This is a genomic window from Pseudoalteromonas sp. US3C1004 (genome assembly GCF_048401065.1).
In the GTDB taxonomy this organism is placed as follows: domain Bacteria; phylum Pseudomonadota; class Gammaproteobacteria; order Enterobacterales; family Alteromonadaceae; genus Pseudoalteromonas; species Pseudoalteromonas undina.
Genome location: NZ_CP183073.1, coordinates 547,105 through 563,761 on the forward strand (window position 1 = coordinate 547,105; position 16,657 = coordinate 563,761).

The 16,657-nt window shown below is 40.3% G+C and carries 17 protein-coding genes; 12 read left to right on the plus strand and 5 right to left on the minus strand.

Annotated elements, in window-relative coordinates; translation table 11 throughout:
• Positions 1-49: 49 nt before the first annotated feature.
• The gene (locus ACNSN3_RS02550) at positions 50-2,119 is read right to left on the minus strand and encodes a TonB-dependent receptor (protein WP_418608505.1); all 2,070 of its coding nucleotides are present in this window, start codon (positions 2,117-2,119) and stop codon (positions 50-52) included.
• 56 nt (positions 2,120-2,175) lie between these two features.
• Positions 2,176-2,832 (minus strand): YoaK family protein, encoded by a 657-nt coding sequence (locus ACNSN3_RS02555; protein ID WP_010390879.1) that lies wholly within the window; start codon positions 2,830-2,832, stop codon positions 2,176-2,178.
• A gap of 143 nt (positions 2,833-2,975) precedes the next feature.
• On the opposite strand from ACNSN3_RS02555, the gene ACNSN3_RS02560 reads away from it, so the two are divergent.
• From ACNSN3_RS02560 to ACNSN3_RS02575, 4 genes are all read left to right on the plus strand, one after another.
• The gene (locus tag ACNSN3_RS02560; protein WP_041708743.1) at positions 2,976-3,224 is read left to right on the plus strand and encodes a TIGR03643 family protein; all 249 of its coding nucleotides are present in this window, start codon (positions 2,976-2,978) and stop codon (positions 3,222-3,224) included.
• 73 nt (positions 3,225-3,297) lie between these two features.
• On the plus strand, positions 3,298-3,681 hold the full coding sequence (locus ACNSN3_RS02565; RefSeq protein ID WP_075170389.1) for a hypothetical protein: 384 nt from the start codon (positions 3,298-3,300) through the stop codon (positions 3,679-3,681).
• Between the two features lie 9 nt (positions 3,682-3,690).
• Positions 3,691-4,770, plus strand: a complete 1,080-nt coding sequence (locus ACNSN3_RS02570; protein ID WP_418608506.1) for an endonuclease/exonuclease/phosphatase family protein — start codon at positions 3,691-3,693, stop codon at positions 4,768-4,770.
• Between the two features lie 131 nt (positions 4,771-4,901).
• Positions 4,902-5,438: a DUF924 family protein gene (locus ACNSN3_RS02575; protein ID WP_418608507.1), complete on the plus strand. Its 537-nt coding sequence runs from the start codon at positions 4,902-4,904 to the stop codon at positions 5,436-5,438.
• Positions 5,439-5,572: 134 nt separating this feature from the next.
• On the opposite strand, the gene ACNSN3_RS02580 is transcribed toward ACNSN3_RS02575, so the two are convergent.
• On the minus strand, positions 5,573-6,949 hold the full coding sequence (locus ACNSN3_RS02580; protein ID WP_418608508.1) for an NAD-dependent succinate-semialdehyde dehydrogenase: 1,377 nt from the start codon (positions 6,947-6,949) through the stop codon (positions 5,573-5,575).
• A 200-nt stretch (positions 6,950-7,149) separates the two neighbouring features.
• Here ACNSN3_RS02580 and ACNSN3_RS02585 point away from each other — a divergent pair, with 200 nt between their 5' ends.
• From ACNSN3_RS02585 to ACNSN3_RS02595, 3 genes are read left to right on the plus strand one after another with little or no spacing between them, the layout of a single operon-like run.
• Positions 7,150-8,184 carry an NAD(P)H-dependent flavin oxidoreductase gene (locus tag ACNSN3_RS02585; protein ID WP_418608509.1) on the plus strand — a complete coding sequence of 345 codons (1,035 nt, stop codon included), beginning with the start codon at positions 7,150-7,152 and terminating at the stop codon, positions 8,182-8,184.
• 6 nt (positions 8,185-8,190) lie between these two features.
• Positions 8,191-8,757, plus strand: a complete 567-nt coding sequence (locus tag ACNSN3_RS02590) for a Crp/Fnr family transcriptional regulator (protein ID WP_418608510.1) — start codon at positions 8,191-8,193, stop codon at positions 8,755-8,757.
• 60 nt (positions 8,758-8,817) lie between these two features.
• Positions 8,818-9,333: a YgjV family protein gene (locus ACNSN3_RS02595; protein WP_109875287.1), complete on the plus strand. Its 516-nt coding sequence runs from the start codon at positions 8,818-8,820 to the stop codon at positions 9,331-9,333.
• Positions 9,334-9,337: 4 nt separating this feature from the next.
• Here ACNSN3_RS02595 and ACNSN3_RS02600 read toward each other — a convergent pair whose 3' ends face one another.
• On the minus strand, positions 9,338-9,856 hold the full coding sequence (locus ACNSN3_RS02600) for an NUDIX hydrolase (RefSeq protein ID WP_055012837.1): 519 nt from the start codon (positions 9,854-9,856) through the stop codon (positions 9,338-9,340).
• Positions 9,857-10,081: 225 nt separating this feature from the next.
• On the opposite strand from ACNSN3_RS02600, the gene ACNSN3_RS02605 reads away from it, so the two are divergent.
• The 5 genes from ACNSN3_RS02605 to ACNSN3_RS02625 are packed head-to-tail and all read left to right on the plus strand — an operon-like array spanning position 10,082 to position 15,629.
• Positions 10,082-11,422, plus strand: a complete 1,341-nt coding sequence (locus tag ACNSN3_RS02605) for a sigma-54-dependent transcriptional regulator (RefSeq protein WP_418608511.1) — start codon at positions 10,082-10,084, stop codon at positions 11,420-11,422.
• Between the two features lie 39 nt (positions 11,423-11,461).
• Positions 11,462-11,671, plus strand: a complete 210-nt coding sequence (locus ACNSN3_RS02610; protein ID WP_054202227.1) for a hypothetical protein — start codon at positions 11,462-11,464, stop codon at positions 11,669-11,671.
• Between the two features lie 23 nt (positions 11,672-11,694).
• Positions 11,695-13,179: a sensor histidine kinase gene (locus tag ACNSN3_RS02615; RefSeq protein WP_418608512.1), complete on the plus strand. Its 1,485-nt coding sequence runs from the start codon at positions 11,695-11,697 to the stop codon at positions 13,177-13,179.
• 1 nt (position 13,180) lies between these two features.
• Positions 13,181-13,642 (plus strand): response regulator, encoded by a 462-nt coding sequence (locus ACNSN3_RS02620; protein WP_010390893.1) that lies wholly within the window; start codon positions 13,181-13,183, stop codon positions 13,640-13,642.
• Positions 13,643-13,667: 25 nt separating this feature from the next.
• Positions 13,668-15,629, plus strand: a complete 1,962-nt coding sequence (locus tag ACNSN3_RS02625) for a response regulator (protein WP_010390895.1) — start codon at positions 13,668-13,670, stop codon at positions 15,627-15,629.
• Positions 15,630-15,641: 12 nt separating this feature from the next.
• Here the strand turns inward: ACNSN3_RS02625 and ACNSN3_RS02630 are convergent, their stop codons facing one another.
• The gene (locus ACNSN3_RS02630) at positions 15,642-16,652 is read right to left on the minus strand and encodes a LacI family DNA-binding transcriptional regulator (RefSeq protein ID WP_418608513.1); all 1,011 of its coding nucleotides are present in this window, start codon (positions 16,650-16,652) and stop codon (positions 15,642-15,644) included.
• Positions 16,653-16,657 lie beyond the last annotated feature (5 nt).

Here is a 16,657-nt window from a genome sequence, read left to right on the forward strand (position 1 = left end):
AATGAATAAAAAGAATGCGCTATATAGCTTATATAGCGCATTTTTTGTTTTACCATTGGTAACTTACAGACAGCATGGCATTACGCGGTTTTCCTGGGAAGTAACGATCGCCAGTAAAACTAGTGTAATCTGCGCGCTGTGCGTAAGCCGTGTTGGTTAGGTTAATTATTCGCGCACTCAGTAATAGCTGTGGGCTTATTTGCCATTGGCCGCGCAAGCTTAAAATATCGTGACCTTGATATTCATGTAAGTTTTCAGGGTCGGTAAAGTAGCGACTCACATAGTGCCATTGTAGCGCAAGACTAATACTCTCGTTGGCTTGCCAGTTAAAATCGATATTAGCAACCTTTCGAGGTGCGGTATCAATATCGTTACCTTTAATATTAATACTGCCAATGATTTGCTCATTCGAGTACGTATGCTTGGCATAAGTGCCTGCGAAGTTAACCGATAAGTGCTGATTAAAGCTATGCGCTAACTCAAGCTCAATGCCGCGATGTCGAGTTTGGCCGTCATTAACAGTAAAAAAGTCACTGTCACGGTAGATGGTATTGTGCTTGCTCATCGCATAAGCCGACAAACCGTATCGAGTATTGTTGTACACCCCTTTAATACCTAACTCAGCATTATTTGCTATTTCTGCGTCTAAGTCGGCAGTACTTTGCTCGCGTTGTAATTGATAAAGCTCAGCTGCTTGTGGGGCTCTATAGCCTCTTGAAAAGTTAGCGTATAGTGTATTGTTAATATTAAGCTGATAGCTCACCCCGAGTTTTGGCGAAAGATTACTAAAGCTGTTTTTAGTGCTCTCTGGGCGACTATAACGACAGCCACCAAAACCACATTTACTGCCATCTTCTTTTGTACGCCCTGTAAGCATATTGTTTTGATAGTCATATTGCATATGCTCATAACGTAGACCTGCGGTTATAAGCCAATTATTTAGCTGCCATTCAATAGCGGCAAATGGGGCATATAAGGTGGCATCGACTTGGTAATCGTAATGTTTACCTTGCGGCACTGTGGCTACTAAAAACGCAGAACCTTGAGTGGGGTTATCTTGGGTTTGTAAAAAATCGGCTTGGGTAAACTCACCATCAAAACCAAGCTTTAAGTTGGTATTGTCGTTCACATAATGCTGATAAAGCGATTGTAGACCAAACCCAGTTTGGCTATTTTTTTCAAGTGGTGTGCCGGGTAAAAAGTGTTTAAAAAAGTCCATGCTTTGGTCACGAATATAAGGAGTCACAACTAGAGTGTTCTCTCCTAATTGCCAGCTTGCTTTACTCCAAGCTCTAAGCGAGCGAGCTTTTCTAAAGGCGTCGGGATCAAAGTTTTGCTGCGCTATATCTTCATCTTTATAGCTTTGAAAACCGCTAATATAACCAGCAGTTTGTTGATCTAAATTGGTATACGTAAGCCCAGAAACTAAGCTTAAGTTGTTATTATTATAGCGATGGCGCACATTTATTTTTTGTTGCTTTACGCTTTCATCATCTCGATAACCGCTATCATCAGTAAAACTAGCATTAATACCTAGGCCTGAATTATCCATGGCATGGCCTGCACGTAATTTATAGCGAGCATAACCATAAGAGCCATAATCAAAGCCTAGTAAACCACCACCTTGCGTAGTATCAGGGGTAATAACGTTAATTACACCATGCACTGCATTAGAACCATAAAGTGCAGAACCTGGGCCTTTTAATACTTCAATACGCTCTGCCATTTCGCTATGTGCTTCGAATAGTTCATTGATATTACAAAAACCAGCTGCACGAAGAGCTATGCCATCTTCTGCGGTTAAAACACCACCACAAGCGCCCGTTCCAGAAAGTACTTGTGAGCGCAGAGCCGGTAAATACTCTTGGCCATTCCCACGTTGGACATTGGCACCTGCAACGCGTTGTAGCGCTTCCTCTACATGGGTAGGAGCTATAAGCTCAAGCTGTGATTCACTTAATACACTGATCACCAGTGGTAATGGCGTGGAAAGCGCTTCACTACGCGATGCTGTGGTGGTGATACGTTCAATTGATTGCGCGGTATCTTCAGCACACGCACTATTAATTAAACCTAACTGACTGCATAACAATAACGGGGGTAAATAGTAATATTTCATAAATTCCAGCACATCGGCAATTTGATAAGTTTAGGGTAGGGGATTTTGTGAATTGGTTAAAGCACACTCAACCTATAAACCCGATAAGTAATCGATAAAACAATACAAAAAATGCCCGGAAAAACTAAAGTGAGCACTGAGTAATGTTTAAATAGTAATACACCTACCACTCCGCCGGCTAAAAACCCGGCAATAATTAATACAAAGACCAAGCATTTTCTATTGTCAAAAGCTTCTCCTTTTAGGGCTTTACCAAACATCAAACCCAGATCGGTAAAAATACCGGTTAAGTGAGTGGTTCGCACAACTGCGCCGCTGTAGTTAGTGGCTAAAGCATTTTGTAAGCCGCAGGCCGCAGAAGCAAGTGTAAGTGCGTAAGGGTAAGAATATTGAAGTAGCTGTGCGCTTAACAGCAGTAAAATACCCTCAATAAATAAGAGCGTATCGTAATGGCGGCCTAGCTTAAGTGAACCGCCTGAAAGCATTAAGCCCGTTAATGCCGAGCCAAATATAAAACTCAGTACAATCGCAATTAAAAATAACGCTGCCTTGATGTTGGTAGTAAGTTCAATAGCTAATGAAGTCACCGACCCTGAAACGTGAGAAATTGCTTGCTGTTCAAACCCTAATAAACCTACTGCGTTTACCATACCGGCAATAAAAGCGAGGGTAAACGCACCATATTCGACCCACTTAGGTAGTTTTGTAAACATCCTTTTAGCTCCGGTTTCAGTGTGTAGATTAATCATACACTTAATTAAAGTTAATAAATGAAAAGAGGTTATATTTTTAACATCACAAGCAAGTGATGATCGCTAAATTTAACTCTTGCGTATCAACCAAATTTGGAATTAATATGTTTAACCAAGAACAGCAATCACGCATTATAGAAATGGCATGGGAAGACAGAACGCCATTTGAAGCCATTGAAAATCTGTATGGGCTAAATTACTCTCAATTAGTTAATTTTATGCGGGAGCATATCTCTAGCGGGTCATTTAAAGTATGGCGTAAGCGCCATGCTGGGCGTAAAACTAAACACCTAAAGTTACGCGACCCCGCGATTATGCGCAGTCATTGTAAAACACAGTACAAGCAACGTTAATTTTTCTCATTTCATGTAATGTTCAGGCTTAGCCGTTAATACTCTTCAGTAATGATCACACTGGAGAATCGCTATGAAATCACTAATCAGTATTTTAGTAATGGTTTTTGCGCTAACGGCAACAAACGCATTTGCTGTACCACACAAAGACAAACATGCAGGCAAGCATGCGAATAAACACGCAAACAAGCATCACTGGAAAAAGCAAAAATATAACCAATACAATAATAAAAAATGGCTTTCTAAGAAACAAGCCAAGCAGTTAATTCGTCAAGGGTGGACTCCACCAGGGTGGCACAGATCTTATCATCAAGGTGATATCCTTGGGCATGACATTTATAAGCGTGCTAGAGTAATAGACCGAGAAAGAGACACAGTGCGAGTTGAAGTTGATCGCACTATTATTCACTTAGTGCACGACACTCGTGAAATACTCTCTATTTTACAGCGCTATTAGGATTTATAAATGCTCACTGTATTGGTCATAGTTACTGGCTTGTTGTTATTAATAACGTTATTACCCCTGTCATACAGTCAGCATTACTTGATACGTAGTTGCGACTTTGTGCGCTTGCAGGTGTGCTACCTAGCAAGCGCTGTAATTATCGTTGCACTAATAGGTATGTGGCAAATCGACTTTATTGCATACTCATTAATAGCGGCTGTTGCTTTAATTATTTGTGCGCTTCAAGCTAAGTGGATTTATCCCTACACTTGGTTTGCTAAAAAAGAAGTATTAACAGCGCCAAAAAGTAGTGAGCATAGCATCAGAATTTTATCCGCTAATGTACTGATGTCGAATCGACATAGTGAGCAGTTAATTAACTTAGTCGATAAATATCAGCCCGATTTACTTATCACCTTAGAAAGCGATAGTTGGTGGCAAGATAAATTGTCCGTGCTTAAAAAAAACTACCCTTATCAAATACAGTGCCCAAAAGATAACCGCTACGGCATGCATGTATTTAGTAAATTTAACATACTCGATGCACAAATTTGTGCACTTATAGAAGATGACATTCCTTCTATTCATATTTTATTTGAAAACCACCAAGGGTTAAAAATGCAGGGGCATTTTATTCATCCCGCGCCACCAAGCCCAACCGAAGAAGATTCATCACGCCCGCGCGATAGCGAATTAATAATGGTGGCTAAAGCTCTTAAAGATTCAACTCGGCCTACGATAGTCGCTGGCGATTTAAATGATGTTGCTTGGTCACGCAGTACTCGTTTATTTATGCAAATTAGTGGCTTTTTAGACCCTCGTAAAGGCCGTGGTTTTTTTAATACTTTTCACGCTAATTACTTTTTTATGCGTTGGCCGCTTGATCATTTGTTTCATTCAAAAGGCTTTAGTGTAAAACGGATAAAGCGCCTTGCTAAATATGGCTCCGATCATTTTGCCTTACTAACCGAACTGGTATTTGAAGATGCTAATCAGCAATCCCTAGAAACAAAGCCAAGTGAGCAAAAGCAGCAAGATATACAAGAGCTGGCAATGAGCAAAGCAGATAAACGCAAAGTACCTATGTTTGAAAAGGGCTAGGTATAGTACAGATATTAGGTTAAAGGTTTTAGGCGAAAGAGAAAGTTAATACATTACGATAGTGCTTTTAAGTTTGCGAAGTTTTCGTAGCAAGTTATTTAGTTTAGCGTTAATTAACAAAGAGATTCATTATGTTTAATAAAATCATCGACTTTTGGTTTAATGAGCTTGAGCCTAAACAGTGGTGGCAAAAAGACGATGGGCTTGATGCACAAATTAAAACTCGTTTTGGTGAATTACATCATCAAGCAAGTGTAAGTGAGTTATTTGGGTGGCGTGAAAGTGCGCTAGGTAGTCTTGCTGAAATTATTGTGCTTGATCAGTTCTCACGTAATATTTACCGTGAAAAGCCCGCAGCATTTGCCTGTGATGCATTAGCTCTAGCGTTAGCGCAAGCAGCTATTGCCAAAGGGTTTGATAAGGAATTGACGGATGAGCAACGCGTATTTTTGTATATGCCTTTTATGCACAGCGAATCAAAGCTAATTCATGATGAAGCGGTTAAGTTATATAAGGCGTTAGGTATTAAAAATAACTTAGATTTTGAGTATCAGCATAAGGCGATTATTGATAGATTTAATCGTTATCCGCATCGTAATAAAATACTAGGACGGGACTCTACAAAAGAAGAGCTTGAGTTTCTAAAACAGCCTAACTCAGGTTTTTAAATTTATTAGACAAAAAAACACCGCGCTTGCTACAAGCGCGGTATTTAATTTTACTAACCTGATACCTGATACCTGATACCTGATACCTGATACCTGATACCTGATACCTGATACCTGATACCTGATACCTGATACTAGCTGTGAATCATAATGCTTTTAACATTCACAAATTCGCGAATCCCAAAGCCACCATGCTCTCGGCCATAACCGCTGTCTTTAACACCGCCAAATGGTAGGTTTGGTTGTGCCAAACCATAGCCATTAATATTAATCATGCCGGTATCAAAATACTTTTTGGCCAGTTCAATGGCTTTCTTCTCATCTTTTGAAAATATACCACCGCCTAGTCCATAGCGTGAATCATTAGCGATACGCATAGCGTCGTCGTTATCTTTGGCTTTAATTAAAGATGCGACAGGGCCAAATAGCTCATCGTCATAAGCAGGCATGCCCGGTGTAAGGTTTTCCAGCACAGTTGGTGGATAGTAATAACCTGTTTGTTGCGGTATTTCGCCGCCTACAATTACTTTTGCACCCGCATTGACAGAGTCTTGTACTTGCTGATGAATTTTGTCGCGTAAATCTTCGCGTGCCATAGGACCCAGTTCAGTATCTTCATCCATTGGGTCGCCCATTTTTATCGCCTTAAAATGCTGGCTTAGTGCTTCTTTAAAGTCATTGTAGAGTGAATCAACCACCACAAAGCGCTTGGCTGCAACACAGGTTTGGCCGTTGTTGATAATGCGTCCTTGTAAACATGCTTTAACTGCAAGGGCTAAATCAGCGTCGTCAAGTACAACAAAAGCATCGTTACTACCCAGTTCTAGCACGGTTTTTTTAACATGCTTAGCAGCTTGCTCTGCCACTTTTTTACCTGTGCCATCACTTCCAGTAAAGGTTACGCCACTAATCGCTGAGTGTGAAATAAGGGCGCTGGCAGTTTTACCATCAACCAGTAAGTTGCTAAAGCAGTGTTCAGGAAAGCCTGCTTGTAGAAATAATGTTTCAATTTTTTCAGCCATACCAAATACATTACCGGCGTGTTTTAATACCGTGGTATTACCCGCCATAATGTTTGCGGCACTGTATCTAATAACTTGATAAAGTGGGAAGTTCCATGGCTGAATACCCAGCAGCACACCGGTAGGGCGATAGCTTATGATTGCACGACCTCCTTGCATGTCGCGCTCCTCGTCGCTAAGCATATCGGCGCCATGCTCAGCGGTATAACGACAAATGTCAGCACAAAGCTGAACTTCTTGGAAGCCTTGCTCATAGACTTTACCCATTTCTTCGGTCATTAGTTTTGCTAAGGCTTCTTTTTGGCTTTCAAATAAAGAGGCTAATTTATTTAAATATTTTGCGCGCTCGGTAAACGAGGTTAATCGCCATGTTAAGTATGTTTCATGAGATTTTTCGATCACTTGTTCTGCTTGAGCTTGAGAAAGCAGCGTGTAGCTATTAATGACTTGCTCGGTTGCGGGATTGATCGTATCAACTGTGTTACTCATTTTACCTCCTAACAAATTATGTAATAGGATAGGTGCAAAACCAAAGCCAGTTAGTTTCTAGATATTAAAAAGTCATAACTATCTGTTAGTAATGGTTTTTATATTGCTTATGACTAAAATCTAGATGTTGTTTGCTTGTTGTTTTTGCTATGGTTCTGTAAATAGTGCAAGTTGTTGAAAAAGTTACAGGGAGAGTTCAAATGAAGCCACCATTGTTTAATACCGCTTTACCGATAATTCAGGCACCTATGGCAGGTGTTCAAAACGAGCAGCTTGCTCTTGCTGTAAGTGAGGCTGGAGGCTTGGGCTCTTTGCCTTGCGCCATGTTATCACCAGCACAATTAATTGAGCAGCTAGAAGTACTTAGCCAAAAAACAACGAAGCCGTTTAATCTTAACTTTTTTTGTCATAGGGTTGCTGATTACACGAACGAACAAAAGCAGCTATGGCATAATATGCTGGCACCTTATTTTGCAGAGTATGAAATTGACCCGCAAAGTTTAACTGCAGGGGCTTCCCGTCAACCTATAAATCAATCGGTTGTTGATATTATTGCCCTCTATAGGCCAGCAGTAGTTAGTTTTCATTTTGGTTTACCTAAGCAAGCTATTGTGGCGCAAATAAAAAGCTGGGGCACTAAAATAATTTCAACGGCTACTACTTTAGATGAAGCTATTTGGCTTAGTGAAAATGGCGCTGATGGGATTATTGCTCAGGGTATAGAAGCTGGTGGCCATCGAGGGCACTTTTTATCAATGGATTTAAGCTTACAACAAACTACTGAGCAGTTAATTAAACGTTGTGTTGAGCATATATCACTGCCTATTATTGCTGCTGGTGGCATTGCTTCAGCCGATGATGTACAGCGGTTTAAAGCGTTAGGAGCGAGTGCTGTACAAGTAGGGAGCGCTTATTTACTATGTAAGGAGGCAACAACATCAGCTTTGCATCAACAGGCTATTTTAGATCAACAACAAGACGAGACTACACTGACTACATTGTTTTCTGGTAGAGCTGCTCGGGGTATTAAAAATCGAGTAATGCAAGAGCTAGGTGCTATACCAAAGGGCGTTCCTGCGTTTCCACATGCCAGCAGTGCAATAACAGCCTTAAGAACTCTAGCTGAAAAAAGTGCTAAAAGTGATTTTTCACCTTTATGGTGTGGCCAAAAATATATTCCTAGGGTGGGTGTATCAGCGGCTGATATTACACATGCTTTAATGAAAAAATGGTAATTTTTAATGTCTGATAATCCACTTTTATCGCTTGGCGACAGTTATGAAGCACTAGTAAACAAGTTTAAAGTGCAATTGGCTGGTAAGTATCCTCAGCAACTAATAGCGCCCAATACCGTATTAGTGCAACAAGGCGATCTGCAAAGTTATGGGTATTTAGTTGTGGACGGGGTTCTAGGCGCTATTCATGACGACATTGACGGCGTGCAAAAGTGTAAAGAGTTTTATTTTAAAAATGAATTTGCTTTGCTGTTTGCCAATTGGATGACCTCAACTCCTGCGTTTTATCAATTAAAAGTGATTAACGAAGCCAATGTAATTAAAGTACCACTAACACTATTTGAGCAAGCACAGTATCAACTGATTAAGCAGCAGCTTATTGCACAGCAACTTATTTTTAAAGAAGCCAAAGAAGCATTTTTATTACTCAATAGTCCCGAGCAGCGTTACTGCTATTTACTCAAACATAAACCTCATTGGTTGGCGCAGTTAAGTTTAAGCCAAGTGGCAATGTATATAAGCATTTCGGCTATTTCGTTATCACGAATTCGTAAGCGACTTAACTTAAGTTAAGTGCTGTTTTCATAAAGCACTATACACTCCCCATTTTAAGCTTTAATACCTTGGAGTGTTATGTTTTTAATTGCCCAATCGTTAGTAGCAGTCGCTACTTTACTCGACTTAGCTTCATTTCAGTTTAAATCCCGACGAATTATTTTAAGCTGTTTATTTACCTCAGTATTATTAACCTCTGCTCACTTTTTTATATTGGGCTATAACAGTGCCGGCTGCTTAATGTTTATTGCCGCGGTACGTTATTTTTACTGTATTTACTTTAAGCATACTTGGGCTATGTTTGGGTTTATGGCTGTAAGCTGCTTAGCCGTTTATTTTACTTGGCAAGATTGGTTTAGTGCTTTTGCATTGGTGGCGACATTAATACAAACTATCGCTTCATTTCAAAATCGAGATTTGCACTTAAGGTTATGTATGGTGGTGGGAACCTCTTTTTGGATAACACATAATATTTTCGCCAGCTCGCCAGTGGCAATAATCATGGAAAGCCTATTTTTAAGTAGTAACTTACTGGGACTATATCGCTTTTATGTGGGGAAAAAATCGCTGAGCGAACCGCAAACGCAACCCTAAATACTTAGGTAAAAAACTGTGCAGCAATGGCTTTTAGCAGATAGGTTTCGCGAATAATTGATAGCCCTTGCTTGTCACTGTTTGCAAGTGTACGTTCGTTATGGGCTATCGCTTGGAAAATATCAACCCATTTAGCCTGCATGCCATTTTGTTTTTCGTAGTGTTCAAGCTGTGCTTGGCCTAGTTGCTCATCAATTTGGCAGAGGTAGCAGTATGATTCTATATGAATAATATCAAAGTCATCTTTGTACCAAGGACGGTACTCTTCGTAAAGCCCAAACTCGCTACATACTTTTATATTTTGTGCGCCAGTTTCTTCACTTAGTTCTCTGACCAACCCCTGCTCTATGCTTTCATGTGAGTCAATTCCACCGCCAGGTAAGCTAAAGTCGTCGTAGCGCTGAGTATACATAAGTAAAATTTGTTGTTGCTTAAATGCAATAGCGCGAGCGGTTGGGCGAGAAAATTGACGACCTTGCTCAATATTGATTGAGGGATGAATGTAGGTTTTTAATAAGCGCATAACAACTCCTGTAATAAAAATAAATTATATCAGTTGGTTATATTAATTGCTTTAATAGAGATTTAATAAGCCTCATAAAATAGCGCTATTTCAGCGCCTATACAGCTACTTATGATTAAACTAGTGGATTAAAAATAAAACAGCTGCATTTTGTACCTTAATTATGTATATCTTTCATTTACATTAAAGGGTAAGTAGAATGGTGAAAAAGCACAGGGATTATTCATGTTAAATATACTTTTAGTCGATGACGACGTCGAATTCAGTGATGTTATTTGCCATATTGTTGAGTTTCTTGGCCACAACATTAATACAGCAACCAGTTTAAAAGAAGCGCATCAATGGTTTGAAAATAACACCTTTGATCATGTGCTGCTCGATTTTATGTTACCTGATGGCAGTGGTTTACACTTGCTGGATCACTTAAAAATGATTGGTCAATCGCCTAAAGTCACCCTTATTTCAGGTCACCCTTCGGTTAAAGGTATTTTAGCTGAGATGTGTGAGCCTAATGTGTCGCATCTATTAAAACCGCTGCAACGCGAAGACTTAGAACTGGTTTTAAATGGCCCTAAAAAAACAGTAAAAAAAGCGAAAAGCGCCGCTATTACTCATCATTTTGACACGCTTATTGGCGAGTCTGCGCCCATGCAACAGCTTTATACTATGATAGAGCGTGTAGCTAAAACCAATGCTAATGTTATGCTTATGGGTGAAAGTGGCTCAGGTAAAGAGGTGGTAGCCCAAGCTATTCATAATGCTAGTAAATGCGAAGGTCCACTGGTGGCGAGTAACTGTGGGGCGCTTTCAAAAGAGCTTATTGGCAGTGAATTATTTGGCCACGAAAAAGGCGCATTTACCGGTGCCATTGCTCGTAAAGAGGGCGTGTTTGAACAAGCAGACGACGGAACGTTATTTCTTGATGAAGTCACCGAAATGCCGATTGATATGCAGCCTAACTTACTGCGTGTACTTGAAACTAAAAAAGTAACACGAGTAGGCGGTAATCGTGAGTTACCAGTAAATTGCCGTGTTATTTCAGCGACTAACCGCTCCCTTACCGATTTAGCGCAGAATAATATTTTACGTGAAGATATTTACTTTAGACTGGCTGTTTTTCCAATTGATATACCGCCACTAAGAGAGCGAAAAGAAGATATTCCATTACTCGCAAAAGCGTTTTTAGGTCAGTTGAACGATGAAAATGGTACAGCGTTTGCCTGGGCTAACGAACAGCTTAAAGAGCTACAAACATACGACTGGCCAGGTAACGTACGTGAACTTCGCCATGCTATTCATCGCGCTTTTATTATGAGCGACCCGCAAACTAGCACAATTAGTTTACCTGACAACTTAGAATCGCCTTTTTCAAGGGTTAATACTCAATCTGAGGACAAACAGGTATCAGCAGGGCAAACAATTGAAGAAGTTGAAAAAGAGCTTATTCATGCCACGCTCGATAAGGTACAAGGTAATAAAACATTAGCGGCACAAATGTTAGGCATTAGTACTAAAACCTTATACAACCGTTTAAATGCTTATGGTGGTATTGGCGAATACAAATAACCAGCATGCAAATTTAATAACAACAAAACGAGGACTTTAATGGCATTACCACAACAGGCAAAACCTTTGAATGAGCTGGTACACGACGCACGTGCGCCGCTAAACCGTATTTCGATGAATGCTGAGCTAATTAAGCTAGTACTTGAAAACGATATGCCAAAAGATAAAGCACTCGCCGCATTGGATAAAATAATTGCTAATTGCCAAGCGTGCAGTGACAGTTTGCAGCTTATTTCAGAATCGAAGTAACCCTAATTAATTCAGGATGATAAATGATTAAACGCAAACAGCAAGGCAAAGCAAATGTAGTATGGGCGTTATTTATTTCCATAGTGCTGTGTATTATTGTGGGTAATGCTTTTTTAGCCATTAACACTATTCAAGGGTTATCGCGTACTCAGCAAAGTTTAGATAACACTAATATGTTAAGCACGGCGATAGAGCAATTGCACCTTTCGGTAGTGCAAGCTGAGTCGGGGCAGCGTGGGTATTTATTAACTCAAACGGATGATTATTTAGTGCCTTACTACGATGCTATCGCACAAATAAAGTCTCAAACGAACCATGTGAGCGCCTTACATTCTGAAATTGACGGGCAGGCACAGCGTATTGCACAGCTGTTACTCTTGGTTGAAGCTAAAATAGCTGAGCTGAAAAAAACGGTTGAATTAGCATTAAACGATAAGGAAAAGCGTGCACTTCTGAGGCTCAATACACATGAAGGGCGTGATCTTTACAGAGAAATTCGCACATTGGTTAGTGACATTCAAGAACGCGAATTGCTGTTTAAAGTCAGTCACTTTTCGAAATTAGCACAAATTAAAAAAGAAGCTAAAATCACTTTTGGTATTACTGCAGTTACCAGCGCATTATTGATTTTGGGTATGTTTTTATTAGCTAGGTTGAATTTAAAAAATGCGGCCGAGTATCGTGCCGAGCTTGAAATGCAAAATGAAACTTTAGCCAGTAAAGTGACTGAACGTACTCAAGAGCTTACTTTGTATTCTGATGAATTAAGTCGTAGTAACCGAGAGTTAGAGGAGTTTGCTTTTGTTGCCAGCCATGACTTGCAAGAGCCGCTAAGGAAAATTCAAGCATTTAGTGACCGGCTTGAAAGCATGTTTAAAGACGAATTAGGTGAAAAAGGCGCAGATTATATTGCCCGCATGAAAAATGCCGCACAAAGGATGTCTAATTTAATTAATGATTTATTAGAGTTCTCTCGAGTAACAACCCGAGGTAAAGATTTTACCGATACCGATTTAAACAGCATTCTGAATGATATAAAAGGTGATTTAGAAATAGCGATTAATGAGTGTAATGCACAGGTTGTTACGGTTGATATGCCCATTATTCAGGCAGATCCGAGTCAAATGCATCAGCTGTTTTTAAACTTAATTTCCAATGCAGTGAAGTTCAGAGCGCCTAACGTTGACCCGGTTGTTAATGTTGACTTTGAACGAGTGTGTGAGTTTAGTGAAGATCATAACAGTGAAATATGTTGGCATGTCATTACCGTAAAAGATAATGGTATCGGCTTCTCTGATGAGTACGCGGATAAAATATTTGTACCATTTCAACGTTTGCATGGCCGTTCAGAATATAAAGGAACGGGTATTGGTTTATCTGTATGTCGTCGAATTGTAGAACGACACGGCGGCTCTATTGCTGCGATAAGCACCCTAGGTGAGGGGGCAACTTTCATCATTAAATTACCTGTGGATGCAGAGTTATTCACATTACAAGGAGAGGCATAATATGCCATTAACAAACGTAAAACCGATTACCATTTTGATGGCAGACGATGATGAAGATGATCGTTTATTAACCCAAGATGCGCTTGCTGAAAGTCGCGTTTTAAATGAATTACATTTTGTTGAAGACGGTGTTGAACTTTTAGAGTACCTAGAGCGCAAAGGCAAGTTTGTAGATAAAAGCATCTCGCCAAGACCAGGCTTAATTTTACTTGATTTAAACATGCCGAGAATGGATGGTCGTGAAGCGCTTGAAGCTATTAAGGCAAATCCAAACCTAAAAGGCATTCCAGTGGTAATTTTAACCACATCTAAGCAAGAAGAAGACATGGTTAAAGGTTATAACCTAGGCGCTGCGTCTTACATAACTAAGCCGGTTACGTTTGACGGGTTAGTTGAGTTGATGAAAACGCTGGGTAAATACTGGGTTGAGTTTGTAGAGCTACCAAGCACGTTTAACGATTAAGCATATTATTAAAACAGGAGACGCTATGTTAGCAAAGGCAACGAAACTGCTATTGGTTGAAGACGATGAAGATGATTATATTTTAACTCGTGACTATTTAGAGCAGCTCAGTTCCCATGTGTTTGACATAGACTGGATAAGCTCTCCTGAGCAGGCGGTGGAAGTGTTGAGTAAAAATCAACATGATATTTGCTTGCTTGATTATCGCTTAGGGGCATCTGATGGCTTAAGTGTTTTAAAACAAGCGCTTAAAAATGGTTTTTGTGGGCCTATTATTATGCTTACAGGGCAGTCAAACGATGCCCTCGATTCAGCTGCGCTTGATGCCGGAGCTGTTGATTACTTAGTTAAAAACGAAATGAGTGGTAGCCGGTTTGCTCGCTCTATTCGCTACGCATTAGCGCGCCGTGATGTAGAAGATGAGCGAGTGGAACGCTTAAAAGCCGAGGCTGAAAACCGTTCAAAAGATCGCTTTTTAGCACATTTAAGCCACGAATTGCGAACACCGCTATCTTCTATTTTAGGTTATACCGAGTTGTTGATGCTCAGTGACTTTAACAAGCAGGCTGAAAACGAGCTCGGTGTGATTTATCGTAATGGTAAGCATTTATTAAGCTTACTAAATGATGTTTTAGATTTATCTAAAATTGCTGTCGATAAACTCGAACTGAGTTTAGGGGAGGTTAACCTTGATAGCTTAATGGCCGACGTATTTACATTAATGCGCGTATCGGCACTCGATAAAGGCTTATCACTAAAGTTTGAATCACTGGAGCCTTTACCACTAGTCATTCGTGTAGATGCCACTCGAGTTCGACAAATTCTTATTAATCTGATCAATAACGCGATTAAATTTACTGAGCAAGGCGAGATTGTGGTTAACGCGTGGACTGAAGTAGTCAATGAGCGTGAAATGCTATTTTTTAGTATTAAAGACTCAGGCTTAGGCATTGCTCCAGAAAAACAAGCTCTCATCTTTAAGCCTTTTGAGCAAATAGCTGATGTAGAGTCGCGTTCAGTCGGTGGTGCAGGCTTAGGTTTAGCTATTTGTTCTGAACTACTTAGTCGTATGCAGGGGGATATTTCATTAGACTCTCACGTAGGTAAAGGGTCAACCTTTACCATTTCTTTATATCCTGGTGATATCAGACAGGTAGAGCGCAATTTATTAAAACTTGATTTAACCCCCAATATGCAGCAAAAAGTAGCACCCTGCCAAGTGAGCGGTAAGGTGTTGGTGGTTGATGATTTACGCGATTTACGTGTGTTAGTTGGTCACTTAATCGGTTCAGCAGGCGCTGCGGTCGATTATGCTGATAATGGTAAGCAAGCGCTTGAAAAAGTAAAAAAACAGCTAGCAGACGGGCACGCAACCTACGATATTATATTTTTAGATATCCACATGCCAGTAATGGGCGGAAAAGAAGCTGCTATTGAGCTTAGAAAGCTAGGTTTTAAAGGTTCAATCATAGCCTTAACTGCTGCGACTATGAAAGGCATTCATAGCGAACTCAATGCGTTAGGGTTTGACGATATGATTGCCAAACCTGTCGATTCCAACTTGCTTTATCAATGCTTAGAGTTAAGGCTCGGGCAAAAAGAACAATCAGCTACGCTGGTTCAGCCAGCACCTAAACCAAGTAATGATAAAAAGTGCTTTTTATTAGTAGAAGACGATGCTGATGCCGCGCAAATTACCCAGCTATTACTAGAAAGCTTGGATGTAGATACCGATATAGCAACAAGTGTTAAAGACTGTAAAGCAAGGCTTGAACATAACAGTAATTACGATAAAGTATTGCTCGATATGCATTTGCCAGATGGAACCGGTTTAGAGCTGGCAGGGTTTATTAAGCAGCATTACCCTGATATTAAGCGCGTCATTATTAGTGGTATGGAGCCCGATGCCGTGCATATCAGGCAACTAGAAATAGAGCAGGTATTGTTAAAACCAATAAATTTAGCATTACTCAATCAGCTTGTTTAACACCCTATTAGCTTACCTAGATGTTAAAGGTTTAACCACAGATTGGCGTATAACTAACTCGGGCTCAAATAACGTTTGAATAGGGTGTACGCTTTTTTGATAAACATGACTAAGTACCCACTGCGCTGCCACTTTACCCATCTCATCGATAGGATAGTTTATAGTGCTCAACGGAGGGTAAACGTGACGGGTAAAAAACACGTTATCGTAGCCAATAATTGAAAGCTGCGAAGGTAGTTGTATACCATGCTCTCTGGCTCTCACCATGGCACCAGTGGCCATTTCGTCATTGGCACATACCAAGGCGGTAAAGGCTGGGTTGTTTTTATACAGTGTAGCGAAGCCTTCGTAGCCACTTTCTTCTACAAAGTCACCTTCAAATAAATTATTTTCATCAAATTTAATGGCGAATTCATCAAGCGCTTGTTTATGCCCATTTAAGCGTTCTTGGGCATCTTTTTTCCATAATGGGCCGCTAATATACGCAATTTCTTTATGGCCCGATTCAATAATGTATTTAGTGGCTAAATAGCCACCTTTAGTATTATCAAGAATAATACAGCGGTCGGCGAGCTCTTCAATATAGCGGTTTAGCAAAACAAACGGGGTTTTGCCTTTACTGAGTTTTATTAAGTATTCATCACTAATAGCTTCAACATGCAAAATAAGTGCGTCGCAGTTACGGCTAATTAAAAATTCGATGCCTTGTTGCTCTCGCTCTGCGTCACTGTGGCCTGCGGTAATAATAACGTGTTTACCTTGGTTTCTTAGGGTGTTCTCTATACCGCTCATCATCGGCCCATAAAATGGACCCTTAAGCTCTGAAACTAACAAGCCCGCACTATTCGAGCAATTAGAAGCCAGTGATTGCGCAATAGAGTTAGGGCGGTAGCCCAGCTCTTCCATGGCTAAGGTGACTTTTTTTCTGGTTGCATCACTTACGTTTGCATTGTTGTTCATTACTCTTGAAACAGTGGCAAGTGACACCCCTGCAAGCTTTGACACTTCATAAATGGTGGCCATACTAT

Bases quoted from the DNA above. Each gene is read 5' to 3' on its own strand.
- ACNSN3_RS02550 (WP_418608505.1), bottom strand. From the start codon at position 2,119: ATGAAATATTACTATTTACCCCCGTTATTGTTATGCAGTCAGTTAGGT.
- ACNSN3_RS02555 (WP_010390879.1), bottom strand. From the start codon at position 2,832: ATGTTTACAAAACTACCTAAGTGGGTCGAATATGGTGCGTTTACCCTC.
- ACNSN3_RS02560 (WP_041708743.1), top strand. From the start codon at position 2,976: ATGTTTAACCAAGAACAGCAATCACGCATTATAGAAATGGCATGGGAA.
- ACNSN3_RS02565 (WP_075170389.1), top strand. From the start codon at position 3,298: ATGAAATCACTAATCAGTATTTTAGTAATGGTTTTTGCGCTAACGGCA.
- ACNSN3_RS02570 (WP_418608506.1), top strand. From the start codon at position 3,691: ATGCTCACTGTATTGGTCATAGTTACTGGCTTGTTGTTATTAATAACG.
- ACNSN3_RS02575 (WP_418608507.1), top strand. From the start codon at position 4,902: ATGTTTAATAAAATCATCGACTTTTGGTTTAATGAGCTTGAGCCTAAA.
- ACNSN3_RS02580 (WP_418608508.1), bottom strand. From the start codon at position 6,949: ATGAGTAACACAGTTGATACGATCAATCCCGCAACCGAGCAAGTCATT.
- ACNSN3_RS02585 (WP_418608509.1), top strand. From the start codon at position 7,150: ATGAAGCCACCATTGTTTAATACCGCTTTACCGATAATTCAGGCACCT.
- ACNSN3_RS02590 (WP_418608510.1), top strand. From the start codon at position 8,191: ATGTCTGATAATCCACTTTTATCGCTTGGCGACAGTTATGAAGCACTA.
- ACNSN3_RS02595 (WP_109875287.1), top strand. From the start codon at position 8,818: ATGTTTTTAATTGCCCAATCGTTAGTAGCAGTCGCTACTTTACTCGAC.
- ACNSN3_RS02600 (WP_055012837.1), bottom strand. From the start codon at position 9,856: ATGCGCTTATTAAAAACCTACATTCATCCCTCAATCAATATTGAGCAA.
- ACNSN3_RS02605 (WP_418608511.1), top strand. From the start codon at position 10,082: ATGTTAAATATACTTTTAGTCGATGACGACGTCGAATTCAGTGATGTT.
- ACNSN3_RS02610 (WP_054202227.1), top strand. From the start codon at position 11,462: ATGGCATTACCACAACAGGCAAAACCTTTGAATGAGCTGGTACACGAC.
- ACNSN3_RS02615 (WP_418608512.1), top strand. From the start codon at position 11,695: ATGATTAAACGCAAACAGCAAGGCAAAGCAAATGTAGTATGGGCGTTA.
- ACNSN3_RS02620 (WP_010390893.1), top strand. From the start codon at position 13,181: ATGCCATTAACAAACGTAAAACCGATTACCATTTTGATGGCAGACGAT.
- ACNSN3_RS02625 (WP_010390895.1), top strand. From the start codon at position 13,668: ATGTTAGCAAAGGCAACGAAACTGCTATTGGTTGAAGACGATGAAGAT.
- ACNSN3_RS02630 (WP_418608513.1), bottom strand. From the start codon at position 16,652: ATGGCCACCATTTATGAAGTGTCAAAGCTTGCAGGGGTGTCACTTGCC.